This is a genomic window from Clostridium sp. FS41, assembly GCF_000954015.1.
Lineage (GTDB): Bacteria > Bacillota > Clostridia > Lachnospirales > Lachnospiraceae > Enterocloster > Enterocloster citroniae.
The window spans coordinates 183,192-209,620 of record NZ_JYHN01000054.1; the positions used below are offsets into that span (position 1 = coordinate 183,192).

A 26,429-nucleotide genomic window follows, 5' to 3' on the forward strand; every position below is an offset into this window, starting at 1 on the left:
TCATCTGCTCTCCTTCCTGCTTATCTTCAAATTCATTCATAAAGGAAAAAAGGCGGCCGATATCTGTCTCCAGGCCGCCGGGGAAATAATGCAAAGTTCCTGCTCCGGCGGTGTGTAGGGATCCAGCCGCGGTACGGGTTCATACCGATTTTGGCTGATAAAATGGATTTTACGCTGATCTCATGCATGGGTCATATCTCCTGTCCTGACCTAGATCATATTGGCAAAGCGCTCCACTGCCTTTGTAAAGCTGGCAATGGTCTGATCCGCATCCCCGTGTTCGATCCCGTCCCGCACACAGTGTTTGATGTGGCCTTCCAACACCACCTGGCCCACCTTGTGAAGAGCGGACTTGGCCGCATTGATCTGTGCAAGGACATCCTCGCAGGGAACATCCTCATCCACCATCCTGTCAATGGCCTGGACCTGTCCGATGATCTTCTTCAGGCGGCGGTGTAAATTTTCAGAATCCATACATTGTTTCATGTCAGGACCTCCTTATAGTCGTTTGTTTCAAATTGTCCAGCTTCCACCGGTTTGCTGAAATAGTATCCCTGGATGGTCCTGCACCCAAAAGATTTGAGAAGCTCCAGCTGTTCCCTGGTCTCCACTCCCTCAGCCACACATTCCACATCCAGGCTGCGGCACATATTGACAATGCATTTTACAACTGTCTGGTTGGTCTCATTTTCCGCCAGGTTGTCGATCAGGGATTTGTCCAGCTTTACCTCATCAAAATGTATGATGGAAAGAATGGACATATTGGCGTAATTGGAGCCGAAATCATCCAGTGAAAGCTTAAATCCGGCTTGCCTAAGCCGGGAGCCGATGGATTCTATGACTTTATGTTCAATGTCTCCAATGCTCTCTGTTATCTCTATCATAACCAGGCCGCTGGGTATATCATACCTGCTTTTTATTTCCCTCAGGATCCGGAACAGATCGCTTTCCAGCAGAGTAATCCTTGAAAAGTTCACGGAAACAGGCACCAGGGGCCTGCCCTTTTCTTTCCATCCGCAAAGGAGCTTCAGTACCTGCTCCAGCATGTAAAAATCCAGATACCGGATCAGCTTTACCTTTTCAAGAAGGGGCACGAACTTGCCGGGCGGCTTCACCTCCTGCCCGGGGTCATGATACCGGGCCAGAGCCTCCACGGAGCGCAGTCCGCCGGTGGCTGAATCCAGCTTGGGCTGCAGATAGATTTTGTAGTACCCGTGTTCCATATCGGAAAATAGCTTTTTTGCGTTTTCCGGTGAATAATGTTTCCGCACATCATCGCTGATCTTGTAATAGATCTGTTTATTGACGATCATCAATTCTTCCGCATGGTGAAGGGTGGTGTTAAAGTCAGTCAGATGCTCCACCCAGGTACATCCCAGGGAAACACCGTTGGGTGTCTCCATGTCCAGATCATTGCCCATCTGCTTTACCTGTTCCATAAACCCGTCATAATCCATTCCCAGGACAATGATCACAAACTCATCTCCGCTGAGCCGGAAAATCCGGCTCTCCGGGAAACAGGCTCTCATAACAGCGCTTGCAGTCACAATGACCTGATCCCCCAGGCTGTGGCCATAATCCCGGTTCAGCTGTTTTAAGCCATTGATATCCGCAGCCACGATCCCGCAGGAACGGTCCATGGACCTGTCCAGTTTTTCCTGGTACTGGACAAAGCTTCCGCGGTTCAGAAGCCCGCTCAGTGCATCGTGGGAGGCTTCATATTCCAGGCGGTGGTACAGGCGCCGCTTTTTCATCTCACCGGATATGTTCAGGGCTATGGAATCCAACAGCCGGATGGTATCCTGATTAATGGTGGGATTATCCACCCCGATATATCCGCTGACCATGGCCTCATCCTCAAACGGTACGGCAAACAAGCTGTGCGCTCCTCTGGAAGACAGATATTGATACTCACTTGGATAGGTATGCTTCAGCTCATCTGCGCGGGCAATGATCAGATGCTGTTTGTTATGAATGGTTTCATAGATATATGGGATCTTTTCCACAGGCACATTCTGAAGCATGGATTTCTGCGGCGAAATGCCCTTGCGGCACCACTCATACGTATTGCTTATAACCCCGCGCTTCCGGTCGATCTCCGCAATATAGGCGCGCTCCCCATCATAAAAATCAGCGATAAGGGACAGTACCCTGTCAATGGCCTCCTCCAGGCTGCCGGCTGAATTCAGGGCACGGAGACTTTCCAGCATAACGGTCTCCATATGGTATTTGGAGGTTATATTGGAATCAATGAGCACCTTGCTCCCCACATCCACCGCAATCTCCATGCGTACCAGGCGGCCGTTCCACTCCACCAGCTTGTCCTTTACAATGAAATTCTTCCTTAAATAAGGATTCTCATATTCCCACACATAATACTCTTCTGTGCTGAGCTTTGTATTGGTACAAAAGGGGCATGGGCTGTCCCTTCCCTGAAGCACCTCATAACATTTACAAGTCTCAAACTCCTCCATCTTAAGACCGGTGAGCTCCCGTCCCGCCCTGTTGAGATAGATCAGGGAATGGTCCTGGATATCGCTGATATAGACAATCTCCTCCAGCTCATCGATCAGCCACTCCCGGTTTACATACTGCAGCGGTGCAACCTGGGAGGTTTTGCTCCCAAATACACTGTAACAGGATTTCCCTGCCTGTTTTGCGTACCGCAGTGCGGCATCAGCCTTGATGTAAAGTTCATCAAACTTATTCCCATGTCTGGGGCAGAAGGCGATTCCAATGGAGTTGCTGATTCCCATCTGATCCTCTCCCTGCTCCTGGGCACTCTGAAGTTCCCTGGCAATGATCTGTGCCTTGTTACATGCGGCGGCATCATTGGGGATATCAGGCATGAAGGCAACAAACTCATCTCCGCCCAGCCGGCCCAGGACGGCGTTATCTTCAAATATACTTTTTAATTTATAGGCAATTCCTGCCAGTACTTTGTCTCCGTACATGTGGCCGTAATTGTCATTGACCGCCTTAAAATTATCCACATCAATCATCAGCAGCGCGCTTAAGGCGCCTGCTTGATCCTTCAGCATACGGTTGATCTCCTGAAGACAGGCCGCACGGTTTAAAAGGCCTGTCAGGGGATCGATCCGTGACTGGCGCAGAAGTTCAAGTTCCTTATGCTTTTTCTCTTCAATGTTGCGGACATAGACAAAACCGCTGAGATGTCCGCCTGACAGGATCAGATAGATCGTAGTGTTGCACCAGACCATCTTCTCATCCGCGTTCAGGCTGCGGTATTCACAAACCACTTCCTGGCGGCCGTTTTCATACTGTCTGCGCAGGTATTGGGGATTCAGTTCCCGCAGGAATAGGCCCCGGTCTTGGGGATGCACATTCTGCTCAGACCATCGGTCTAAAAAACGGCTGTAGCTGCAATTTTCAGACAGGCCCACAGATGCCAGCATGTCCTTATTTTTCTCAGTAATCATCTCCATGATCCGATCATCATCAATATCGATCTCATAACTGGCCAGGGCACCGCCAACCAGGGCCTGACGGTATTTCTCCTCCTGTTGGTACCGTTCCTGTTCCTGATGCTCCCTGCTTATATCCTCGGCAACACCGATGGCAACATTGCCCGGCCGGCTGCCGTGGCTCAGGAGCGTATGGGTGATCCTGTACCATTTTTCTTCTCCGTTCCCCGGGGTCGCACGTATGACGGCACTGGTCATAGTCCTGCCGTCTTTAAGGTCCCGGAACATCTGGCGAAAGGCGGGCAGGTATTCCTGGTCCAGACGGGCACTCTCAAAGGTCTGTTTACTAAAATCACGGATGATCTCAGCTTCCCGGAAGGGCGAATCCGTGGTATTCTCAATACAGGCCCAGTCTTCGTCCATGTGATATTCCCAAATGAGATTATGGCTTTTGGAAAGGGCGATCTTATAGCGCTGGACATTCAGGGAGATCTCGTGTTCCAGCTGTTTCTTTTCCGTGATATCCCAGATCAGGCAGACCAGGATATCCATATCATTTTCCCTTAAAAGGGTGGATTTGACCTCCACCCATATCATGGAACCATCCCTGCAAAAGCAGCGCATCTCAAAGCTCACATAGTGTTCGCCCCTTGCAATGGATTGGTTCAGCTTTTCCCGGATACCCATGCGGTCGTCCGGGTGGATCAAAGAGACTGGGCTGTTGTTCTTCTCTTCGGCAAACTGTTTTGGAGTATAACCATATACACGATAGCAGGCCTCATTGGCGCTGACGATCGTAAGGGTCTCCGTGTACTGTAAAATGCAGATACCGCTGTTGAGAATGGATGCAAAATGGTAAACCGTCTGCCGTTCCATGTCCCCGCTTCGCTGCAAAAGGGCCATGGTTACCTCCACATGTTCATCCAGCAGTACTTTTTGGAAAGAAAGGCAGTAATTATCTCCCCGGAACGGAAAAATCATTTTCAGGTCGGGATACCGGGATGTTGTAAATGGATTCTTTTTTGTAATCTCACCGACAACAGACTCTATATCCATTCCCATGTAATCAGACACAGGATGTCCCAGGAATTGTTTCATATTTTCATGTATAAAGATGATCCTCCCCATTGTATCTGTGATCATGACAAGCAAAGGCGAGCTAAACAGCAAAGGATTATGCGGCATATGATACCTCACTCAGGATAGGATTATGGTTTTACGTTGCTTTCCCGTCTAGTTTACCACGAAAGATCCAACTTCTCAACTTAAAAAGCCCCTGAGACTGTGCTCAGGGGCTTTCGGGGTATGGATATTATTCATTATGGTCAGGATAGCCACGGGGGATTATCCCTCAATGGCAATGTACTTCCTCTCTTCCACTTCCGGCACTGCTTCCTTTTTAGGAATCAGCAGTTTCAGGGTGCCGTCCTCAAATTTAGCCTTGATATCCTCCTGGGTTACGGCATCTCCTACATAAAAGCTTCTGCTGCAGGAACCGCTGTAACGTTCCCTGCGGATATACCTGCCATTGGAATCCTTCTCTTCCTTGTTAGAATCAGTGGATGCCTGGATGGTCAGATACCCGTCCCTCAGTTCAGCCTTTACATCCTCCTTCTTTACCCCGGGCATGTTGATGGTAACTTCATAGCCGTTATCCGTATCCTTAATGTCCGTGTTCATAAGGCTGCCGGTGCCGTACCTGTCAAATGGGAAATCAAAAAAGTCATCCAATAAGTTGTCTCTGAATATACTAGGCATTAACATAGGTCATCTCTCCTTTTCCATCATTAATTGCTTTGTATGTTTTGTTATCTATGTTCTATATGTAATATAACACACAAGCAGATGGATGTCAAGAATGGGGGTTGGAATTTATAGAAAGTTTATAATTCCTTGAACTGTTAATAGGAAACCGTAGCCTCTGGCGCAAGAATTTCCGCCACTTCATTTGAACCATAAGTTAAGATCTTACCTCCTGAGCCTAACGTCCATTTTTGATCGTTTCCGTCTGTTACTTTTGTATTCTTCATGATTTTCCCGCTGGAATTGATCAAACGCTTTCCTTCTTCCGGAATATCAAATACTTCGTATCGGGCAGCAGAATCTGCCTTTTGGAGTTTACCTTTATAATAAAAATTTCCGTCTTTTATGCCTGTGATTCCTTTTCCTTTAAGATCAAAGCAATATTGAGCCCGGGATGAGCCTATACCATCATTTAGCATTGTTTTACCAGTAACACATTTTCTGTCATCGTCTGGTCCTTTACAGTAATAAAATTCACCGTTCAATTCAATCAGACCGTATTGTGCAACTCCATACATATCAAAAACATAATAGCTGTCATGAATTTTTTCCACATGATAGCTGTTTTCTTCTCCAAATTTAGGTTTTCCAGACCGGTCGAAATAATACCATTCTTTTTGTCCTGAACTGTTAAGGTCTGGAGGGCCGTCCAGCTTTAACCACATTCCTTCGACCCGCTCCCCTTCGGCGAGAGTCTTATCCTGATCTGATGTCGGCTGATAAAAGTAACGATAGCCTTTGATCTCCGGTGTGGTGCTGCTAAGTTTTACCCAGCCGGGATACATAATTCCATTACCATCAATGCAGTAGGTTATACCATCCACATTAACTTCTTTTTTGCCTCCCGAAGAACGTTTTTTATTTCCTGAAGATTTGCTGAAATAAAAGTAGGCATATTCTCCATGCTCCTGTACATAATCCACCACATCAGAGTTATCCATCCAGCTCTGCGGGATTTCCAGCCACTGCCATCCTGTAACCCTGGCTCCGTCTTGCCCGCAGTAATAATAGGCATTCTCGTCTTCCTCATCATCCGCTGTTTCGGTCAGCCAGCCTGTCCGCATGACACCGGAAGAGTTAAAACAATAATATTTCCCATCGATTTTGTACCATCCATCCATACGCACATATCCGTTACTATCACCATAATACCAGTTGTTGTAATCTGAATTCCTGGAATCCAGACCACTGATGACAAACCACTGGCTCTGATATAAATATCCCTCATCCCCTATGTAACGCTTTTTACCGTTTTCCTCGGTCAGCCATCGTTTCCGGTAATTAAGGCCATTGGCGTCAAAGTAGTATTTTTTTCCCTCCAGCTCCCTAAAACCGCCTTTGAGCACTGCACCGGATTCAGATGCATAATACCAACTTTCAGACACAATACCGGTGTTGCTGTTAATATTTTCAATCTTAAACCAGCCATCATCCTGAAGGATTCCATTCTCATCCAGATAGTATCGGTTCCCGGATTCATCTGTGTACCAGCGCTTCCTGTAATTCAAACCATTGGCATCAAAGAAGTACCAGTTTCCATCTGACTCCCTCCACCCATTGCGCCATAATACACCATTTGAATCCGCACGATACCAGTTGGTATATTCCTGACCATTGGCATTGGTACTTGTAACAGAGAACCAACCATTTTGCCGATTTCCGTTCTCGTCCACATAGTATCGGTCATCATTCAAGTTAAACCATCTGTTGCGGTAGGCGCTGCCATTGGTGTCAAAATAACAGGTTATACCTTCCAGTTCATGCCAGCCATCCCGCAAGAGGAAGCCATCTTCCGTAACATAATACCAAGTGGTGTAGGAGATCCCCTTACTGTTTACGTTATCAATAGAGAACCATCCGGGATTCTTTCTGGCCCCCATCTCATCTACATAATATCGTTTATCCTCCAGGTTAAAAAAAGAATTTCTGGGTGAATTTCCTCCCGGGTAAAAATAATACAATTTTCCATTCAAATCATACCAGCCATTTTTTAGTATATTCCCATCAACCCCTGCGTAATACCAGGTGGTACCAGGATTACCGGATGGCAATGATGGTTTGGATGTAAGGCTGAACCACTCATTTTCATACCTGGATCCATCCGACCGGACACGAAAGCGGTTTTCACCTATTGTTACCCAATTGTCTGTTACAATCTGTCCATTTCCTCCCACATATCTCATGGTTCCATCCGTCCATGGAAGCCACTGGTTCACTAATTTTTTATCATTTTCCATGTAAACCCACTGATGGACAGAGTCCTGCTGCCATCCGTCTGCTCCCAATACCGGGATGGTTGAAACGGCAAAAAAGGCGGCCGTGCACGTGATAATTCTTATGAGTTTTTCTCTTTTCATTGATTATGCTCCTTATGAAAGCGCTCCATATATTTTTGTAATAGATACCCCAGCAAATGAAACACCATTTTATTGATTCCCAGGAGGCGTCTCCTTGTCATAATAATTGCCGTATACCACATTTAAATAGGGAACTGTTTGAGCTGCCCATACATATTCCGACATATAGTTTCCTGTGTAAGCCGCCATATATGTTTTATTCCCACTTAACAATTCGTATAGATCACAGGTAAATGATTGGGTATTGACTGAATATATGCCGCGCCGGTGAATCAGAAGTTCCTCGCATTCATGCTCTTTTAATGTTTTCCGCAGGCGGTGGGCAAGTACCCGTATATTCTTTTTGGCTGTGATCTCCGGAACTTCTTCATACAACATATATGCAAGCTGGGAAATGGTTACACTGCCCCCTCGTTTATCCACAAGGATAGCCAGAAGCTCCTTTGCTTTTTTGCTGGGAAAGTATATCATCTGATTATTAATAAAAACATCAAATCCGCAAAATGTCTGAATAAAAATCATATTGTATCTTCCTGTTCAAAAATGTATTTTGCACTCATACGCACATGATAGGCGGAACCGCATTCAACCATCCGGATCCTTCCTTAAGCCTTGAATTTCCTCATTCTTCATTTCTAAATCAGCCAGTGTGTTCTGATTGTCTTTGATCCTGGGGTTCAGGGTATCCCTTACTGCTTTGGGCTGTTCTTGTTCTTGGTAATACAGAGAATCTCCATATTTCCATTATCACACACCCAATCATGCATCCTACTCCATTGTGGATCATATCATCCCATTCAAATAAACCTCTGCAGAATACTAACTGACATGTTTCAATTACTGCAGATGTGGCAATTCCAATCAGCAGTGCTTTCCACCATCTTACGTTGTGACTTAACGTAATCGGCAGCAGCATCCCCATAGGTATCAAGAGGATACAATTTAATAAGTTTTCTTTCAGCAGTCCACTGTCTCCATTCAGAATCCTTTTCCACGACCAGAACAGCTCCAGCTTATACTGTCGTTCGCCTGGTATCCGGGTAAATACAGTGGAACCAAATACGACTCCCAGAAATAAAAAAAGAAGCAGGCCAGCTACAGCCTGTGATAGCATAATACGTTTTTTCGATAACAGGTTACAGACATATATCACGATTATAATGAAGGAAATCAAAAAAAAGATTAGTTCACGAACCGTCCATGTCCTATTGTGTTTAATGATAATTTGATATAAATCCAAATACTTCTTCCTCTTTTCCTTTAAGACACTTAAGTGCATTCCTGTTTCCCGCTCTTAAACTGCCGATACAGTCTATTTCCCATCATCTCCTATACATCTGCACATTGCCTCTGAAATTTCTGCTTCTATCCTCATAGCTTCCGCCCGGCTATCTGCGTTTACGGAAATATATACTTTTAGCTTTGGTTCAGTTCCGCTTGGCCGTATTATAACTGAACAATTTCCATCCAACAGAAACTTCAGTACATTCGATGCCGGCAGGTCATCAAGCCCTTTCAAGTAGTCACATTCTTCCTCGACTTTACTGAACCCAATATGAGTGATGCCGCTGCGGAACCCTGCCATAATACTCCGCATCCTTTCAAATCCGATACTCCCCTCAAACTCATAACTATGAAGCGTATTCAAGCAGTAGCCATACTCTGAATAGATTGCATTTAGTCTATCCAAAAGACTGATACCCCGGGATTTATAATAAGCAAACATCTCACAAATTAAAAATGCTCCCCCCACAGCATCCTTATCACGTACATATTCCCCAGATAAATAGCCATAACTCTCCTCAAAACCAAAAATAAAGGAACTTTCTTTTCCCCTGTTTTCTAATTTTCCAATCTGTTCGCCAATAAATTTGAAACCTGTCAAGACATTGATTGTCCTTACACCGTATTTTTTTGCAATGCGTTCCGCCATATCAATGGTAACAATCGTTTTCACCATGACAGGATTATCCGGCATGGCGTGATGCTTTAAGCGTTGGCTGCAGATAAAATCCAAAAGCAGTATACCAGTCTCATTTCCAGAAAGTAAAATCATTTCACCACCAGCATCCTTAACCGCAATTCCAACACGGTCACAATCCGGGTCAGTTGCCAATAGCAGTTCAGCGCCACACCGGGAAGCGTATTCCATTCCCAATGACATTGCCTCCCTCATTTCAGGATTCGGATAAGGGCACGTAGGGAAATGGCCATCCGGCTGTTCCTGCTCGCTAACTACACAAATATTGGAATACCCACTTTCTTTCAGGATGTGCAGGACAGGTTTCAAACCAGTGCCATTTAAAGGAGAATATACAATTGAAACACTTTTATCCACTTCATCCCCAAATAGTACTGACTGCTTTTTTACTGCCTCAATAAAATCTATATAGACTTCCTCACCGATCCACGAAATCAGCCCTATATTCATGCCTCTGTTAAAGTCTATTACCTTAACGTCATTAAAAATATCCAGCTTCTGGATTTCCGCAAAGATATCCTCTGCGGCTTTTGTCGTAATCTGACACCCATCAGCGCCATATACTTTATAGCCATTATATTTGGACGGATTGTGAGAGGCAGTGACCATAATTCCTGCAGCACATCCCAGCCTTCGCACAGCATAGGACAAACACGGTGTAGGCATCAATTCATTATAAATTGATACGTAAATTCCATTTGCTGAAAAAACTTCTGCGGCTTTTTTTGAAAAAACATCTGATTTAATGCGGCTGTCATATGAAATTGCAATCCTCCATTTCACCGGTGCAAAGTTTTTCTTTATATAGTCAGCAATTCCCTGGGAGGCTTTTGCAACGGTATATGTATTCATCCGGTTTGTTCCTGCACCAATCACTCCCCGCAATCCCCCTGTGCCAAATTCCAGGTCACAATAGAAAGCATCCTCTATTTGGGCTGGGGTATGGGCCATATTCCTTAATTCCTGAACCAAATCCTTATCTAATGTGACATTTTTACACCACCTTTGGTATTGTTCCGTGATTTTTTCTATTTCCATGTGCCACTCCCTCACTTCATGCCAACTCTTCCAGTTCAAATTTCTGCTTGTCGTGTACACTAATCTCCATACCCATCTGTACCTCAATCACTTTTACTTCTGTTCTAGCAATGATTGTGTGACGGCAGCCTGCCTGCATCGAGACCACATCCCCGGCCTTGACCGGCCATTCCTTTCCATCCACAATCACACTCCCCTCTCCGGAGATAATATTCCAAACCTCATCCCGTCTTGCATGGCTGTGATAGTTCATCCGATGTCCTGGATTCAATGTAACCTTGATTGTCAGGCTGCCCGCCTCCACATCAAGGACCCTGTAGTTCCCCCAGGATTTCTCCGCAAACATAATCTGTTGGCTGATTTGGTCTACAAAAGGCTTGATATAACTGGACTGTTCCTTGTCAGACACCAGGATGCCCTCTGGAGAGGCAGATACCACTATGTCTTTAAGTCCCATGCAGACGACAGGAACATCCAGTTCATTAACAACATGGACATTCTCACATATATCATTAAGCATCGCATTCCCCACAACTGAATCCGCCATTGCCTCAGTAAGCGTATTCCAAGTACCAAGATCCTTCCACTGTCCGGCAAAACGCTGTACCTGGATTTTATTTTCTTTCTCTACTACAGCATAGTCAAAGCTGATTTTGTCCAGCGTGTCATATTTGGAAAATAAATCATCATAGTCTGTGAAGTCAATCCGCTCATGGGTCATTTTTAGTACATAACCCAACTTATATGCAAAAACACCGCCATTCCACAATGCCCCCTGTGTTATATATTCTTTTGCTGTCTCTACATCCGGTTTCTCCTTAAACATGGATACCGTACTGGTCTGGTCTCCATCTATTGGGATGATATAACCATATTTTTCACTGGGGTAAGTCGGTTCAATGCCCATCAGGACGAGATTTGCTTCTCCCTTCTGCGCCTGATCTGCCAACTGTTTCAGTGCTTCAAAATAAGAATCATCCACATAAGGGTCTACTGGGCAGACAACAACCGTTTCCTCTTCACTTACGCCCTGTACGTCATGTAAATATGAAGTTGCCAGTGCAATAGCCGGGAAGGTGTCACGGCGGCAGGGCTCTACACTGATTCCCACACTTCCTTCCAATTGATTATGTATTGCAGACACCTGTGACCTGGATGTTGCAATGGTCACTGTAGCTTTGGCATCCATCCTTTTTATCTGGCGGTAGACACGCTGTACCATAGACTCGTATCCTCCCTCTTCGTCCCTAAATATCTTAATAAACTGTTTTGAGCGCACATCATTAGACAGCGGCCATAGTCTTTTTCCTGAACCACCGGACAACAAGATAATATTCATCCAATCTCCCTTTCTGTTCCTAAATAAAGAAAACCGGTATACGGTTAGCTTTGCAGCCTCTATTTTATCGTTCAGCCCTCATAGGATTATTTAAGAAGTCTTTATAAGCCAGGCGGATACCATCCTCAAGTCCGGTCTTATATCTCCAGCCAAGCGCTTCCGCCTTACTAACATCCAAAAGTTTTCTCGGGGGCCCATTGGGCCGTGAAGTATCCCAGAGGATTTCTCCGGTGTATCCCACCACCTTTGCTACCAATTCAGTTAATTCCTTAATGGTCAGCTCTTTACCAGTGCCCGCGTTAACCGTCTCGTTTCCGCTATAATTATTCATAAGGAATACACAAAGGTCTGCTAAGTCATCCACATACAGGAATTCCCGCAATGGACTCCCATCCCCCCAGCAGGTAACAGATTCCCTACCCTCTGCTTTTGCCTCATGGAAACGGCGAATCAGTGCAGGGAGTACATGGCTATGGGTAGGATGATAGTTATCATTCGGACCGTATAAGTTTGTCGGCATCACACTTATATAATCCGTGCCATACTGTCTGTTCAGAAATTCACAATATTTAAGCCCTGAAATCTTCGCAAGGGCGTATGCCTCGTTTGTCTTTTCCAATTCAGAAGTCAACAGGCAGCTCTCCTTCATAGGCTGCGGAGCCATTCTGGGATAGATGCAGGACGATCCCAGAAATTCCAACTTCCTGCAGCCATTCTTCCATGCAGAATGAATCACATTCATTTCAAGAATCATATTGTCATACATAAAATCCGCAAGAGAGCTTTCATTTGCAACAATTCCCCCGACTCTTGCCGCTGCAAGGAAAACATATTCAGGTTTTTCCTCTGCAAAAAAATTTTCTACGGCTTCCTGCCGGCACAAATTAAGTTCCTGATGAGTCCTCGTAATAATATTTGTATACCCCTGGCGCTGAAGTTCCCTTACAATTGCTGAACCAACCATGCCTCTATGTCCAGCCACATATATTTTTTCATATTTTTCCATCATAGTATGTTTATCCCCCTACTTAACAACACCCTTTTCCAGATACTCGGCCAAATTGCAGCAGATATGTTCCTCCGCCCTCTCCACAGCCACTTTCTCCATATCATGGTCAACCATAAGCTTTACAAGCTGTTCAAAGCTTGTTTTTGTGGGATTCCAACCTAACTCCGTCCTTGCTTTTGTCGGGTCCCCCCATAGATTCACTACGTCTGTTGGTCTGTAAAAATCCGGGCTTACTTCAATAAGGATCTTTCCGCTTTCCTGATCAATTCCCTTCTCATCAAGCCCCTCACCTTCCCATCGAAGTTCTATACCAACATAATGGAATGCCAGCTGACAGAATTCCCGAACGGAATGCTGGGTTCCGGTAGCTATAACAAAATCTTCAGGTCTATTATTCTGAAGAATCAGCCACATACACTCTACATAGTCCTTGGCATAGCCCCAGTCCCTTAGACTCGATAAATTGCCAAGGTACAGCTTATCCTGCTTTCCCTGCTTGATTCTTGCAGCAGCAAGCGTAATTTTCCTTGTGACAAATGTTTCCCCACGTCTCTCACTCTCATGATTAAACAGAATGCCTGAACAGCAAAACATGTTATATGCTTCCCTATATTCTTTTGTAATCCAAAAACCATACTGTTTAGCCACTGCATAAGGAGAATATGGATGAAACGGAGTTTTCTCGTTTTGGGGAACCTCCTCGACCTTTCCATAAAGCTCAGAAGTGGATGCCTGATAAATCCTGCAGGTATCTGCTAATCCACACTGTCGTACCGCTTCAAGAATACGGGTAACGCCAATTGCATCTACCTCTCCGGAATATTCAGGAACATCAAATGAAACCTGTACATGGCTTTGCGCCGCCAGATTATACAATTCGTCTGGCATTACCTTGTTTATGATACCAATAAGACTCATGGAATCACTCAAATCCCCATAATGGAGATGGAAATTTCCTTTCCCTTCCAAGTGAATAATCCGTTCCCTAAAATCCACACTGGAACGGCGTATCATACCATGTACGTCATATCCCTTTTCTAAAAGAAACTCCGCCAGATAGGATCCATCCTGGCCTGTTATTCCTGTAATAAGTGCTTTTTTCATAATGTTTTCCTCCATTTATTTCATCATTCAAGTAACGCTAAAAACTGCAATTAGCATAATATTGGTTTTTTCACAAAACAAAAAGCCTACGGATAATTAAATCCGCAGGTTCATATTAAAAAATTGCCGCAGGACATAATGCATCATGCAAACGTCCTCTGGCTATAGTTTTCATTTTTTTATATTGACTGAATAGTATGTTTTTTTAAATACTATTCTGTAAGTGTACGTATTATTTTTGCAGGCACACCTCCTACTATACAATTGGGAACCACATTTTTGTTTACTAATGATCCAGCAGCAATTATTGATGAATCTCCCACCGCAATATCCTCATAAAGCGTACTTCTTCCTCCAATCCATACACCATTACCAATTACAATTGTATAGTGTTTTCCTTGACCTGCCCTTCTATCTGTCCCTCCAATATCATGCGAACCGGAAAGTACACTAACATCAGGCCCTATATCACATTTATCTCCTATAATACAGGTCCCACTTCCATAAACAGAAAAATCCGTTCCTAGCCATGTACCTTCTCCAACTGTCAAATTTACAGCATCCCCTAGAATTAATGGCCCTACTACTTTAGTAGTGGATGCAATATTAACGTTTGCTAATTTCAAAACAAAACGCTTTAATCCCCACATACGGGTCTTTCTAGAAAACAAAAAATTAAATATTGGAAGAAAAAACTTTCTCCTAATCCTTTTTATCCGACTTTTTTCCACTATACCATATCTCCTCAATTTTTTACGAAGGCTACAATTTCATTACGCGATTTAGTTCCTAATAGTATAATTCCTGTATATGTAATTATTGATGCAGACATTAATAATAATGTTAGCATTAAATCCATGCTAACCATCGACCGTTTGATTGTATGACTAACAATTCCAACTAAAAATGAGAGTCCAAAATATGGAAAAACATTCTTCAGCATTCCCCATGGAGAAATTTTGAGTACAAATCGCATAATTCCCATCTGAACAATATAATAGATAAGAGAATTAATTACCGTAACATAGCAGACTATTTTGAAGCCGTACACAGCACAAGTGTAAATGCTAATGCATAAAATACAATTGTTGACTGCAATAGATAACGCTGAAACAAGCGGTTTCTCTTTGGCCCTATATGCTTCCACGCAAAAAATACAAAATACATTTTCAACAACTATAGCACAACCATATAAACCGACAAACCAAGATACTTCTAACCATTGTGAACCAAGCAGAATACCCGTAACAATATCACTATACACCAACATAACCATCGCCATGGGGAATGCTATCATCGCCATTAACCGCTGTATCCTGAATAATAAATTTTCAAACTCCTTTTTTTGGTTTTTTACCCGGGACAGTCCCGAGTAAAGTACAGGAATAAGTGCTGAATATAATAACCCGATTATTGAATTGTCTATAGTTATTGGTGTTTTATACAACCCTAAATAGAATGGAGTAAATACACCCGATAAAATCAAAATGGCAGCATTGGATTTAAACCAAGTCATAAGAGTTTCCAACAAAGTAAAGCCACTAAAAGAAAACATATTCTTAAGTATGAAAAAATCAAAAAAGAAAGCAGGTTTCCATATTGGCCTCAAATTAAATAAGAGAGCATAAGTAAAGTCCCTGCATAATGTTCCAAAAATAACTGCCCAAACTCCTGCTCCCCAAAATGCCAGTGCAACTGACACAACCAGATTTATCACTGTTGCAGCAGTTCGTATTTTAAACAGATGCTTAAAGTCCAATTTTTTTCTTAACAATGCCATATGCATGCTTGAGAACGCAGTCATAAACAATGCCAGTGCTGCAACCACAAGAGCGTTTTCAAAACCTGATATGCCAATAATTGTAGCAATATTCGCACGAAAGCAAACTATAACCAGCCAAATTATTGTAGAAATCGTCAGATTAAGCCAAAACCCAACGGTTGCATGGCGTTTAAGGTCTTGCTCGTCTGTGAAGGTATGCTGAATAATAAATTTATTACATCCACCATCTGTAAATAAATCAGAAAAACTGGTCACCATTGTAATTGATGCAATCAAGCCAAATGCTTCTGGTGTCAAAAGTCTGGCCAATAACATACTGGTGATAGGAGATACCAATTTTGACATTAACTCTGCTGTTGAAGACCATCTAACTGCTTTATTTATTTCTAAATTATTACTCATGTAATTACGCCCTTTCACATATCTGTATCCGCCCGCATTTTCCCACTTCTACTACATCATTTAAAAGAAGTTCTCGAATAAGCTCAAGTAAGCGACAGGCAGCATTTTGAGGGCTCCACTCCGTAGTAATAAAATGATATCCTGTTACACCTTTTTCCAATAAACTAGAATCATTAAGTGCTTTTTCTAATGTTCGTGTCAACCCTCTCTGTGTATTATCATACCAATAACCATTTAGATCATTTTCAACCAAATATTCTGTCGCTCCCATTGCTTTGCTTGCTATAATGGCACATGCACAATTTTCTGCTTCATTAATAACTGCTCCCCATCCTTCTAACCGATTACTTGTAGCAACAAATATATTTGCATTCATCATCAAATTGAGGACTTCCTCATTCCTCATCAGTCCGTGAACCTTAATTTGTCTTATATGATTATTCTCAACGTACCTCTTTATCTTTTTAAATTTTTTACCATCTCCAACAATGTCCAGAGAAAAACTGTATCCCATTCTATGCAGTTTTTCTGTGGCTTTTATTATTTGCATAGGACGTTTCCACCAAATCATTCGTCCAACCCACAAAATACGCTTTTCATCATGTACTTTTAATGAAAGGATTTCCTCCAAGCTTTCTTTTTTTGTTTCCGTTATATATCCAAACTTCCACATATGTTTATGATTAAACCCACATAAACGGAAGTCCTTAGCAACATATGCGCCCATACACAATAAATGGACATTCCTATGGTACACGGATTTGAAAAAAAGTATATTCTTCCATAGCCTATAGTCAACAATTTTAGCAATACCCTTTTTAAAAAGGCGTTCAGACATTAATAAACATAGTCTATTTTTGTTTATCCGCTCATTTAACAGATTTATATCAATTGAACCAAAACTTACAATTACAGCTTCTGCCTCATCAATTAAACTTTGATAGTAAGTTCGTTTCAAGCAGAATTCTTCATGTGAAACAACAAAAGATAAATCCCTGTATTTGTCATACCCAAGTCCGCTTCTCTCACTTGTCATTTTTCTGGTTTCAATGAAATAAAAATCCCCTTTATACTGTTTAACAATCTCGTTGCACAGTGGTATTGTATGTGGACTAACAAAATTACTTATAAATAAAATCATTCCATTTACCTCTTACAAGAATAATACTTTTTGTCTATATGCGGCATAGGCTCATAAATATCTTGATGAATGAATGAAAAATATAATCCGATACTTGCAAAATTAAACACTCCTGTTCCAATCATCAGAACCATATATACAACACAGAGCAGCTTACCAAATACCCCACATTTTCTGTAAGAAGATATTATAATCCAAAGCAACAATATAAGTCCTACCAATCCATCACCATATAAAATAGAATATAAAGATGAAAAATAAACAGTTGATGGTCTGTTTCCAAAACCTGTACCGATTATTTTATAAAATATAGGCAATTCCTTATATAGTTCACCGGCTCCGCTATCTAATCTTCCTAAAACAGCTGTTCCCAATGATCCATCTGACTTGATATACCTTTGTAGCACAGTCTGCCCAACATCTGAATTTATATAAACATTAAGTGCGATAATAATTACGATGGCAACAATCGCACCAAGCAGCAGACTATTTCGTGTGGTTGATATATTATGTTTAAATAGCATAAGCATGGCAGTAATTAATACGGTTATTGGTATCAATACAATACCTGTGCCAGAAGTCGACATGACAACTCCCAAAGTCATTACTGCTAATTGAAATCTTCTATATTTTTCAGTGTTAGCAGATAATAAATAAGTAAAATATACTAATGCATACGCACAAAAATGTGATGGTTCAAAGAAGAAACTTGTTGGCCTAAATAATATACTATACATAAATTCAAAATTGTAATCTGAGTATCCTTCTGCCGAAGCTAATGGAATATAAATACCATGAAGTATGATACCTGCCCCATAATATAATATACTTTGCAATATTATAAATGCTACGCATAGTAAACTGAATATCCGCAATGTCTTTATTGCAATCGTATAATCAAACCACTTTCTTCCTTGAACGATTACAATCAGCACAACTGCACATATCTTTAAAAATCTAAATGTTATTGAAAACAATGAAGTCTCCAATATTCCTGGATTAAAGGATGCGATTATCGTAAAAAGTAAAAACGCATATAACATGACAAGCCATTTCCAGATTAAATTATCCGCATAGATTTTTCTATCATTCAAAAACATAAACAGAAACAGTATCAATAATAAAAATGTTCCGAGTTCCACATTAGGAATCGGACTTTTGTAGGTATTTATTGCGGGTAATATTGTGATTATCACTGTGTATAGTTTATATCCAATAGGTTTCTCGCTCTCAGCATATCTACCACGCATATAAATCCCTTTCTCTTTCAAAGTTAAATATTTTTTGGGGTCCGCTTCCTAATCCCAACTAAATCTAACAGTCGAATAAAGATACACATCATCAATCCAAAATGACCTTTATATTCGTACCGATGCTGCATCCATACTTTACTCGGATAAATTACACGAACCAAATCCTTTTTCTTATCATACAATGCTGTCTGAAATAGCAGAAAACCTATTTTGGAAAATTTCTTTTCATGAGGATGAGGCAGTCCAGCGTCTGAGAGTAATTTCACTAATTTTTTAATATTTTGGGGCCTCAATTCATCCAACACCCATTGTGGTATCTGCGTATGCAGAATAACTGACGGTATATACAAAGAAAGGTATGTGGATGTGCATACATGCGCCTCCTTAACCTTTTTCAAAAATAACCCCCAATCAATATCCGTATGTGCAACAATACGGTCCACATCCATATGCAGCCGCATGCCCGGTGCACGGACATAGGAATGTTTTGCCGTATGAATGCATACCTGCAGCAAATTATCCTCTGGAGAAAGAACACGCACCTGTGTATCGCCTACTGTATGGGAGCGTCCAATAAAACCATTCGTATCCGGCTCTAAGTCAGGACGGATCCAACGGCCTGCAACTGCTCTCCATGCTAATTCAAACCATATCTTTTCACCGGTGGGCATTGTAATGAAATACTCCGCAGAACCATCCCTGTATGCTTCTTCCAATTTCTCTGCTTCATACTCGCTTCTAAATTTAAAGGTAAAACCATTTTCTATTAAGAGCTTATGCGCTTGATAAAAATCAGTTTTTCTTATTAATGAATCAATATCCTCCATTGGACACTTAACTGTTTCTGGAATCATATCCATCATAATCCCGCCATTTTTTAGGATAACCATTGGTATTCCGTGATCCGACATAAGCTGACAAACCTGGATTGCTGTGTTTTTCAAAAAATCCAGCCGCCTTTTTTCTAAAAGAAACGCTTTCTCCCACTCATCAGGAATGGGCAGTCCCATAGATTTTGCATATGCACCAGTCACACCATGCAGTTCATGTTCGCGGCAAACCACAAACAGCTTCTTTTGATTTACTTTTCCGTATCGTTCTTTTATATCCTGATTTTCCTCTTCAGAGTGTTTTTCTCTTGACATGTCGAGCATGAGCCGATAAATGTCATCGTCCAAAAAATTGAACAGCTTTTCCACTTAGTTTTATATCCTTTCTGCTTCATGGCCTATCCTGTACCACGTAATAAACATGTCACATGCTTCAGCCAATTCTTTAGATAACTGTCTCTATGATACTTCCTGTTTATCCACAAACAATCTGGAAACAGCGTTTTGTATATTGTTTTTACAACGAAACAAAATTTTCAATGGGATATGCACAAATCCCATTTTGACCCATAATTCTATACACAAGACAATCCATACTTCTTACCTCTCATATGCATTTCTAAACAGGCCAGGTATTCATCAAATTTGTCAGATCCAAAATCACCTGGCAAAGTTTCCAGTTCATTAAGCTGGAATATCAGGTCTTCCAAAAGAACACAGGCTTCTTTCTCTTTTGATATTTCATTCTTACAGTAACTCCCAATACCATTTGGCCTAAGTCCTTCCATCAGAACAGCTTTATCATACCAAATACTTCGTTCTCCCCAGGATTCCCAGTCTATAATAAAAATTTTTCCTGTCTTATTCTCAACCCAAATATTTCCTGTCTGTAAATCCCCGTGGGAAAAAAGCAGCATAATTTCGTCTGCCATTCTTACCACTGATGCCAACTTACTTGCAATACATCTCACTGTCTCTTGTCTTCTCACCTTAACACTTATCTGTTTACATACCAAAGCATATAACTCTTCTGCATATTTTGAACCGCTGATTATACGCTTTCTATCCTTTGCATACTCATAAAACATATTATAGGCCCGATTGACATATATATCATAATCATCAGAGATACGGGCCAGGGGCCTTCCATCTATAATTTTCTCCATATAACGGTTAGAGGTAAATGAAATCAGCTGCGGCACAAAATCTGGTAATCCATTTTGGGTCCGAAAAAAGATTTCTCTTTGTAAATCGTCTTGTGGAAATCCATATTTGGGTATGACCTCTACTGTATTTTTTGAAAAGTTGAAAATCCTGTATTTTCTATTACACGGATATATTAATGTATTATCGTCAATCGCAGCATGTACCGTTATCCTCTTTGAACTCATACATCCGTAGCTGCTTAAACACAGTCCCACATATGCACCCGTAAGAATTCTTTTCAAAGCATTATTCCGGACACTATACTCACACAAAAGATATTCCAACACCTTCCTGCTTGGCTTAGCAGTTACAATTGCATTTAACTGGGGATATATATATAACCTCGTATTCTGTGTTTTTTCAGTGTAATATCTGTCCAGCGTTTCATCGTTTATCCTATAGAAATCTTCTCTTAAAAGCATCTGACTGATTTTCATATACAAGCCTTTCTGATGTCATCGAAGACTTTATCAATCGTATTGGTTGCCTCAATACGCCACTGCCACACATTTCTCCCGGCTAAAAAATCGTACATTTCAATCCGTTTCCGCCTCACATCAATGGGCTCGGGAAATGGTTCATCCTTCAAACCACTTCTGCGCATGGATTCCTCTGCTGGTATAAACATGACAATTGACGGATTTGGTTTCAGCATGGTTTTCAATGTTAATCTCCACCAAAAGCCATGCTCAAAATCATATTCTGGGTATTTCAATTTAAAATCAATATATGTATCCCAAATATAACGATCACAGATTACTGTTGTTCCAAAAATCTCTTTTAATCGCAAAACCAGGGTATAATACAACCACAAATCTATCAATGATGCAATAAAAAGTAGCCTCCTCTTTATCGGGCTACCATTTACCTCCTCGGAAAACTTAATGCGATCTTCTTTACTTATATTTTTTTCTTTCCTGAAAAATCTTTTTACCGCCTGGATTCCCGGGGTATATCCGCCACGGCTCCATATTACCTCACATTTTTGCCCTTTGCTTTTTAGTTCTTCACATAAAAGTTCAATTTGCGTTGATTTACCACAACAATCGATACCGCTTATTGAAATCATCTTCTTCCCCGCCTTTTCGTTTTACATTTTTCTAAAACGACCAGATATTGACGCGCTATGTAATCCGGCTTATAGATACCTTCATCAAACTTTATTTCTGATATATGGGCACTTTTTATTGTTCCTATCCATTCATCTACCGAATAAGGATCCTCCACATAGCTAGCCGCATTTTGTGTGATTTCCGGAATACATACCATGTTCGTAGTAATAACAGGCACACCTGAACTGATTGCTTCTACTAAGGGCATTCCAAAACCTTCAAAAACGCTTGGGAACAAGAATGCCTTACAATTGCTATACAGACAGTTTCGGACGTTATTTTCCACAAAGCCAGTTAAAACGAGTTCATCTGCAAGTGAATAGGATTTTGCCACTTGACGCAATTCCTCCTCCATACCGCCATTCACGCCACTGATTACCAGCTTGCAGGGAATATCCTGAATATTCTGTTTCTTAATCTCCCCAAACACCTTAACAAGGGTCACAAGATTCTTATGCGGATTTAACTTGGAAACCGTATAATAATATTCCTCTGGATTAATTCCATATTGCATCCTCATTCTGGCAAAATCACATTTATCAGATACATCAATCGTAATTGGATCATAAATGGTTGTCAGGTTATCTCCGGATATTTGATATGTATCTAAAATATCCTGACGGACAAAATTTGAAATACAAACAACCTGCTCCGATGTCCTTACTGTGTTAAACCAGCTTAAACGAAGCCAAATATTAGTCATCCAGGAATGATTTTCTGGAAAATGCAGTGCTTCCAAGTCATGAATAACTGTAACAAATTTTATTCTGCTAATATTGAAAAATGGTTTCGCATAAACGGGTTCCAAACAAAGCCCTATTCTGTTCTTTTTTAGAAAGCGGCTCAGGCATAAATTCTGCCATATAATCCTCTTAGGTACAGACCCTGCATTCACAGGCGCAATAATCAGATGTATTCTTTCATCCTCTTCATATTTTCTGAAATACTGCTCATTATCCAACGCAGCAATAATATACAATGAAAACGTATCCTTTGTCTCCATAAAGCCCTGAAGCAGGTTATGGGTAAAAGATTCTGTGCCTCCAACAATTTTATGACGAACCCAGGTAACATCCAAGGCAAACTTAATATTCATCCAATCTCCCCCTGCAGCATGTACCTCTTAAATAATTCTTTATACTGTTTCGTAACTGTTATACTGCTAAATTTCTCTTCCGCCGTTATTCTGGCACATTTCTTATAACGTTCAAGAGTTACTTTGTCCATATATAAATGTAAAATTTCCCTGGCAAGGGTATCTGCTGATCCATCTGTAACCGCAATACCTATCGGGTTGTTTTCCAGCAAAGAATGCAAATCATCCTTTTTAGTACAAATACCAACAATTGCTTCCCCACAGGCCATCATGCTATAAACTTTACTCGGCATGAACAAATGGGACATGCTCGCTTCCTGTGTCACAATCCCTATGTCGCCACAGGCCATTGAATACGGAAATATATCATCTGGCTGCAATGGAAATAGCTTTATGTTTTCCGATTGGTTTTCCTTAATAAACTGTTCCACTATTGGATATTTGGGACCATTTCCTATAAACACAAAGCAAATCTTCCTCTGATTTTGAAGTACCCTTGCAGCTTCTAATATAACCTCTATATTATGACCCATACCCATTTTTCCGGAATAAAGAACAATAAACTTATCGCATAGTCCGTATTCCTGGCAGAATGGATTTTCCTGTTTTTCCATTGGCTGTAATAGCCCTATATCCGCAGCAATCGGGATACAGGTAATCTTTATCTTTTCTCTAAGGCTATTATTTATGGATACCGCCATCTGCTCCCCTATGGTTAACATTTGATTAACTTTGGGATAGTTTACAGAGTTCCATTCATGCCAGAGTCTGCAGATAACTTTTACTGCCGGATTCCTTATGGTACTTTCAATCACTTGCGGATATATGTCCCAATTCATATAAATAAAAGGGACATGAAACTTCTTTTTAAGTTTTAAACCTAAATATGCATTGATTGGTGGATTTGATACTGCAAATATTAAATCGTAGTGCACGCTTTGATTTTCTTTCATCCACTGGTTTACAAAACGGAAATGTCTATACCAACATACAAGCCTGGATTTCAAACTGTCTGCTTCATGTTTGGGAGATTTAATAACATTCCCTCTGACATTGCTGCCAGTAATGATATCTATATGTACCCCTTCTCCCAATGCCTCAGCCAATACATCCACATACCACTGCGGTATCACTTGGGATACAATTAATACTTGTTTCTTCAACGCCATCTGACTACCTGCTTTTCCTTTGTTTCTACCACTGTTCTCAATACAAACCATCCTGATTTCTAAACCATACCGCTCTCATCCCAAGTTTTAGGGGGGCACTAAAATCCTTTTTAATATTATCCCCAACGTAACACATCTGGGTAAAAGCCACATTTAGCTTATCTGCCATCTGAATGAATGCTGCTTCATTTGGTTTTCTATATTTAACACCGCCAAGTTCGTCCGTAACAATAATATGGTCCATATATTTCCCTAATCCTAAAACCCGGATTTTCGCCCTCTGACCTTCTGGTCTGCCATCTGTAATGACACCTAGCTTATATCCATTACATCTTAGTTTTGTCAATAGTTCCATGACCCCATCATACAAATGAATATCCGGCTCATGTAAACGATATACCCCCAGACATCTCTGACGGATTTCCTCTGTATATATACCTTCCATGGAAAGGACTTCATCTATGGCAGGCTTCTTTTCCAAAAAAAAACGCCACAACTTCCTTTCTGCATTTTTCACCTGGGGAATGACCTTTGCTACCGCACGATATCCGCTTCGTATATATTCCTTTTCTCCATAAAGCGTATCATCCAGGTCAAATACTACAGCTTTCAGCCCTTCTGTATAGTTCAGTACATCTGCTATTTGATTTATCTCAATCATCTGTTACCTATCCTGGCTTTTCCCTTTTTCACACAGATACTCTGGTCAAAACGGCTATATATTTCTCCGTCCCTCGCTGCTTTTTCCACATACTCCATTCTCCCGCCTGTGAGCATTTTAATAACTGCTTCCGCACTGTCAGCTCCTGCCTTCATACTAAGAGGTGCGCCGCCGCCAAAACGTGGATTGATCTCTATATAATAGTCCTCCCCTGTATCTCCATCACGGATAAGCTGTACCGTAATCTGCCCACAAGGTTTAAAATCTTTGATTAACATCAATATTTCATCTATCATGGTATCATCTTGAATAATCTTTGTTTTAAGGACTTCCCCTGCACGGACTGCCAATCTCTCCCTGGGAGTAATATATACCGGGTTTCCATAATAATCACAGAATACATCAATCGTATATTCCCTGCCGCTTATGAATGGCTGGATAATGTAATCTTCAATCTTTTCTGCATACCGTTTTAAATCTTTTAAATTATTCACCCTGTAAGCATTCATGCTTGAACTGCCATCCTTGGGTTTTATAAAAGCGGGAAAATGCTGTTCTCCAGCCTTAAAGGCAGCTTCGTATTTTGCCAAATCATTAAATGGTAACGGAGATTTTAATCCTAATGAAATAAGATAATCAGCAGTATAATTCTTGTCTCTGCAGAGTTTTACTTTATCTGCTGCGCTAATTAACACTTTTGTCCCAATTGCCTCAAATTGTTCCTTATTCCCTGCCAAAACCAACAAGTCTGTGTCAATCATCGGTATCAGACAATCTACCTTTTCTTCTTTACAAAGCTTAAGAAGCATTGGAATATACTGTCTATCTTCAATCCGGCATACGATTTGTGTTTTATCACAGAAATACAATGCCGGGGCATCTTCTGTTATATCTGTTCCCATGATTATTAAATCAACCTTTAACTTCTCTGCTGCACAGCGAAAGGCCTGCATCAATTCCACACGGCGTCCAACACTGGTAAAAAGTATTTTCATCCTGCTCTCCTTCTGTATTTCACCTGCTGAACAAACTTTTAGTCATTTGCTTCTTTTTCGGATATATGATTAGGTGTACCTGTAAAAAACTCCATTGTCGCTGCTGTTTGTGAATGGATTCCTTCACGTTTTAGAACCGTCTTCACTGTCTGAAATACGATTTTCCAATCTCCTATAAAGGTAATATGGTCTACATAATAGACATCTTTATCAAACTTATCTTCCCATGTAATAGAATTTCGCCCATGCACCTGTGCATAGCCAGTAAGGCCCGGCCTGACTTCGTGCCTTCTTGCCTGCTGTTCATTATAAAGAGACAGATAGGACACTAACAATGGCCGTGGTCCAACCACACTAAGTGTTCCATTAAGAATATTCCATATCTCTGGAAGTTCATCGATACTAAGCCGTCTGATTTGCATTCCAAATGGTGTAAGACGTTCCTCATCCGGTAAAAGATTACCATCAGCATCCCTTTCATCCGTCATTGTACGGAACTTATATAAAGTAAATATCTCCCCATTCAGTCCCGGACGCTTTTGTTTGAATAACACAGGTGTTCCCAATTTAATCCGCACAAGAATCATGATTATTAGCAGGATTGGGGATAAAACGATTAAAGCTAATAATGCACAGATAAAATCCTGTGGACGTTTTATATATTTCTCATAGAATCCTTTTTGATGAGGGATATAATACTTATTTTTTATATGCATTATCTTTTC

At 41.2% G+C, this 26,429-nt stretch carries 22 protein-coding genes; all 22 read right to left on the reverse strand.

The genetic code is table 11. The features are described 5' to 3' along the window. Positions 1-210: 210 nt before the first annotated feature. A complete protein-coding gene (locus CLFS41_RS10355; protein ID WP_007865091.1) occupies positions 211-486 on the reverse strand; it encodes a metal-sensing transcriptional repressor in 276 nt (91 codons plus the stop codon). Then, entirely contained in the window at positions 483-4,610 is a 4,128-nt protein-coding gene (locus CLFS41_RS29415) for an EAL domain-containing protein (protein WP_082082551.1), read from the reverse strand. Before CLFS41_RS29415 ends, CLFS41_RS10355 begins: the two co-directional genes overlap by 4 nt. Before the next feature lie 159 nt (positions 4,611-4,769). After that, positions 4,770-5,189: an Hsp20/alpha crystallin family protein gene (locus CLFS41_RS10365; protein WP_007865094.1), complete on the reverse strand. Its 420-nt coding sequence runs from the start codon at positions 5,187-5,189 to the stop codon at positions 4,770-4,772. A 137-nt stretch (positions 5,190-5,326) separates the two neighbouring features. Then, positions 5,327-7,585 (reverse strand): hypothetical protein, encoded by a 2,259-nt coding sequence (locus CLFS41_RS10370; RefSeq protein ID WP_045092222.1) that lies wholly within the window; start codon positions 7,583-7,585, stop codon positions 5,327-5,329. A gap of 69 nt (positions 7,586-7,654) precedes the next feature. Then, on the reverse strand, positions 7,655-8,107 hold the full coding sequence (locus CLFS41_RS10375) for a helix-turn-helix domain-containing protein (protein ID WP_007865099.1): 453 nt from the start codon (positions 8,105-8,107) through the stop codon (positions 7,655-7,657). 118 nt (positions 8,108-8,225) lie between these two features. Beyond that, on the reverse strand, positions 8,226-8,864 hold the full coding sequence (locus CLFS41_RS10380; protein WP_143111248.1) for a VanZ family protein: 639 nt from the start codon (positions 8,862-8,864) through the stop codon (positions 8,226-8,228). Positions 8,865-8,897: 33 nt separating this feature from the next. Further along, complete coding sequence (locus tag CLFS41_RS10385) at positions 8,898-10,604, reverse strand: phospho-sugar mutase (RefSeq protein WP_045092223.1); 1,707 nt, start codon at positions 10,602-10,604, stop codon at positions 8,898-8,900. Positions 10,605-10,620: 16 nt separating this feature from the next. After that, positions 10,621-11,943 (reverse strand): sugar phosphate nucleotidyltransferase, encoded by a 1,323-nt coding sequence (locus CLFS41_RS10390; RefSeq protein WP_045092224.1) that lies wholly within the window; start codon positions 11,941-11,943, stop codon positions 10,621-10,623. 64 nt (positions 11,944-12,007) lie between these two features. Beyond that, positions 12,008-12,952, reverse strand: a complete 945-nt coding sequence (locus CLFS41_RS10395) for a GDP-L-fucose synthase (RefSeq protein ID WP_045092225.1) — start codon at positions 12,950-12,952, stop codon at positions 12,008-12,010. Between the two features lie 15 nt (positions 12,953-12,967). Beyond that, positions 12,968-14,056: a GDP-mannose 4,6-dehydratase gene (gmd, locus tag CLFS41_RS10400; RefSeq protein ID WP_082082552.1), complete on the reverse strand. Its 1,089-nt coding sequence runs from the start codon at positions 14,054-14,056 to the stop codon at positions 12,968-12,970. Between the two features lie 212 nt (positions 14,057-14,268). Then, positions 14,269-14,787 (reverse strand): acyltransferase, encoded by a 519-nt coding sequence (locus CLFS41_RS10405; RefSeq protein ID WP_048930436.1) that lies wholly within the window; start codon positions 14,785-14,787, stop codon positions 14,269-14,271. A gap of 14 nt (positions 14,788-14,801) precedes the next feature. Continuing rightward, entirely contained in the window at positions 14,802-16,241 is a 1,440-nt protein-coding gene (locus CLFS41_RS10410; RefSeq protein ID WP_082082553.1) for an oligosaccharide flippase family protein, read from the reverse strand. A 4-nt stretch (positions 16,242-16,245) separates the two neighbouring features. Next, the gene (locus tag CLFS41_RS10415; protein WP_045092226.1) at positions 16,246-17,382 is read right to left on the reverse strand and encodes a glycosyltransferase; all 1,137 of its coding nucleotides are present in this window, start codon (positions 17,380-17,382) and stop codon (positions 16,246-16,248) included. Between the two features lie 5 nt (positions 17,383-17,387). Beyond that, positions 17,388-18,632 (reverse strand): hypothetical protein, encoded by a 1,245-nt coding sequence (locus CLFS41_RS10420; RefSeq protein WP_152649031.1) that lies wholly within the window; start codon positions 18,630-18,632, stop codon positions 17,388-17,390. Between the two features lie 23 nt (positions 18,633-18,655). Beyond that, positions 18,656-19,834 (reverse strand): nucleotidyltransferase family protein, encoded by a 1,179-nt coding sequence (locus CLFS41_RS10425; protein WP_045092228.1) that lies wholly within the window; start codon positions 19,832-19,834, stop codon positions 18,656-18,658. Positions 19,835-20,040: 206 nt separating this feature from the next. Beyond that, a complete protein-coding gene (locus CLFS41_RS10430) occupies positions 20,041-21,108 on the reverse strand; it encodes a hypothetical protein (RefSeq protein ID WP_045092229.1) in 1,068 nt (355 codons plus the stop codon). Beyond that, complete coding sequence (locus CLFS41_RS10435; RefSeq protein ID WP_045092230.1) at positions 21,105-21,740, reverse strand: hypothetical protein; 636 nt, start codon at positions 21,738-21,740, stop codon at positions 21,105-21,107. The genes CLFS41_RS10430 and CLFS41_RS10435 overlap by 4 nt, the downstream gene beginning before the upstream one ends. Continuing rightward, complete coding sequence (locus tag CLFS41_RS10440) at positions 21,737-22,879, reverse strand: glycosyltransferase family 1 protein (RefSeq protein ID WP_045092231.1); 1,143 nt, start codon at positions 22,877-22,879, stop codon at positions 21,737-21,739. The genes CLFS41_RS10435 and CLFS41_RS10440 overlap by 4 nt, the downstream gene beginning before the upstream one ends. Further along, the gene (locus CLFS41_RS10445) at positions 22,876-24,048 is read right to left on the reverse strand and encodes a glycosyltransferase family 4 protein (RefSeq protein WP_045092232.1); all 1,173 of its coding nucleotides are present in this window, start codon (positions 24,046-24,048) and stop codon (positions 22,876-22,878) included. The genes CLFS41_RS10440 and CLFS41_RS10445 overlap by 4 nt, the downstream gene beginning before the upstream one ends. Before the next feature lie 37 nt (positions 24,049-24,085). After that, complete coding sequence (locus CLFS41_RS10450; protein ID WP_045092233.1) at positions 24,086-24,709, reverse strand: HAD family hydrolase; 624 nt, start codon at positions 24,707-24,709, stop codon at positions 24,086-24,088. Beyond that, positions 24,706-25,704: an ATP-grasp domain-containing protein gene (locus CLFS41_RS10455; protein WP_045092234.1), complete on the reverse strand. Its 999-nt coding sequence runs from the start codon at positions 25,702-25,704 to the stop codon at positions 24,706-24,708. Before CLFS41_RS10455 ends, CLFS41_RS10450 begins: the two co-directional genes overlap by 4 nt. 38 nt (positions 25,705-25,742) lie before the next feature. Continuing rightward, the gene (locus tag CLFS41_RS10460; RefSeq protein WP_045092235.1) at positions 25,743-26,420 is read right to left on the reverse strand and encodes a sugar transferase; all 678 of its coding nucleotides are present in this window, start codon (positions 26,418-26,420) and stop codon (positions 25,743-25,745) included. Positions 26,421-26,429 lie beyond the last annotated feature (9 nt).

Bases quoted from the DNA above. Each gene is read 5' to 3' on its own strand.
- CLFS41_RS10355 (WP_007865091.1), bottom strand. From the start codon at position 486: ATGAAACAATGTATGGATTCTGAAAATTTACACCGCCGCCTGAAGAAG.
- CLFS41_RS29415 (WP_082082551.1), bottom strand. From the start codon at position 4,610: ATGCCGCATAATCCTTTGCTGTTTAGCTCGCCTTTGCTTGTCATGATC.
- CLFS41_RS10365 (WP_007865094.1), bottom strand. From the start codon at position 5,189: ATGTTAATGCCTAGTATATTCAGAGACAACTTATTGGATGACTTTTTT.
- CLFS41_RS10370 (WP_045092222.1), bottom strand. From the start codon at position 7,585: ATGAAAAGAGAAAAACTCATAAGAATTATCACGTGCACGGCCGCCTTT.
- CLFS41_RS10375 (WP_007865099.1), bottom strand. From the start codon at position 8,107: ATGATTTTTATTCAGACATTTTGCGGATTTGATGTTTTTATTAATAAT.
- CLFS41_RS10380 (WP_143111248.1), bottom strand. From the start codon at position 8,864: ATGCACTTAAGTGTCTTAAAGGAAAAGAGGAAGAAGTATTTGGATTTA.
- CLFS41_RS10385 (WP_045092223.1), bottom strand. From the start codon at position 10,604: ATGGAAATAGAAAAAATCACGGAACAATACCAAAGGTGGTGTAAAAAT.
- CLFS41_RS10390 (WP_045092224.1), bottom strand. From the start codon at position 11,943: ATGAATATTATCTTGTTGTCCGGTGGTTCAGGAAAAAGACTATGGCCG.
- CLFS41_RS10395 (WP_045092225.1), bottom strand. From the start codon at position 12,952: ATGATGGAAAAATATGAAAAAATATATGTGGCTGGACATAGAGGCATG.
- gmd (WP_082082552.1), bottom strand. From the start codon at position 14,056: ATGAAAAAAGCACTTATTACAGGAATAACAGGCCAGGATGGATCCTAT.
- CLFS41_RS10410 (WP_082082553.1), bottom strand. From the start codon at position 16,241: ATGAGTAATAATTTAGAAATAAATAAAGCAGTTAGATGGTCTTCAACA.
- CLFS41_RS10415 (WP_045092226.1), bottom strand. From the start codon at position 17,382: ATGATTTTATTTATAAGTAATTTTGTTAGTCCACATACAATACCACTG.
- CLFS41_RS10420 (WP_152649031.1), bottom strand. From the start codon at position 18,632: ATGCGTGGTAGATATGCTGAGAGCGAGAAACCTATTGGATATAAACTA.
- CLFS41_RS10430 (WP_045092229.1), bottom strand. From the start codon at position 21,108: ATGAAAATCAGTCAGATGCTTTTAAGAGAAGATTTCTATAGGATAAAC.
- CLFS41_RS10435 (WP_045092230.1), bottom strand. From the start codon at position 21,740: ATGATTTCAATAAGCGGTATCGATTGTTGTGGTAAATCAACGCAAATT.
- CLFS41_RS10440 (WP_045092231.1), bottom strand. From the start codon at position 22,879: ATGAATATTAAGTTTGCCTTGGATGTTACCTGGGTTCGTCATAAAATT.
- CLFS41_RS10445 (WP_045092232.1), bottom strand. From the start codon at position 24,048: ATGGCGTTGAAGAAACAAGTATTAATTGTATCCCAAGTGATACCGCAG.
- CLFS41_RS10450 (WP_045092233.1), bottom strand. From the start codon at position 24,709: ATGATTGAGATAAATCAAATAGCAGATGTACTGAACTATACAGAAGGG.
- CLFS41_RS10455 (WP_045092234.1), bottom strand. From the start codon at position 25,704: ATGAAAATACTTTTTACCAGTGTTGGACGCCGTGTGGAATTGATGCAG.
- CLFS41_RS10460 (WP_045092235.1), bottom strand. From the start codon at position 26,420: ATGCATATAAAAAATAAGTATTATATCCCTCATCAAAAAGGATTCTAT.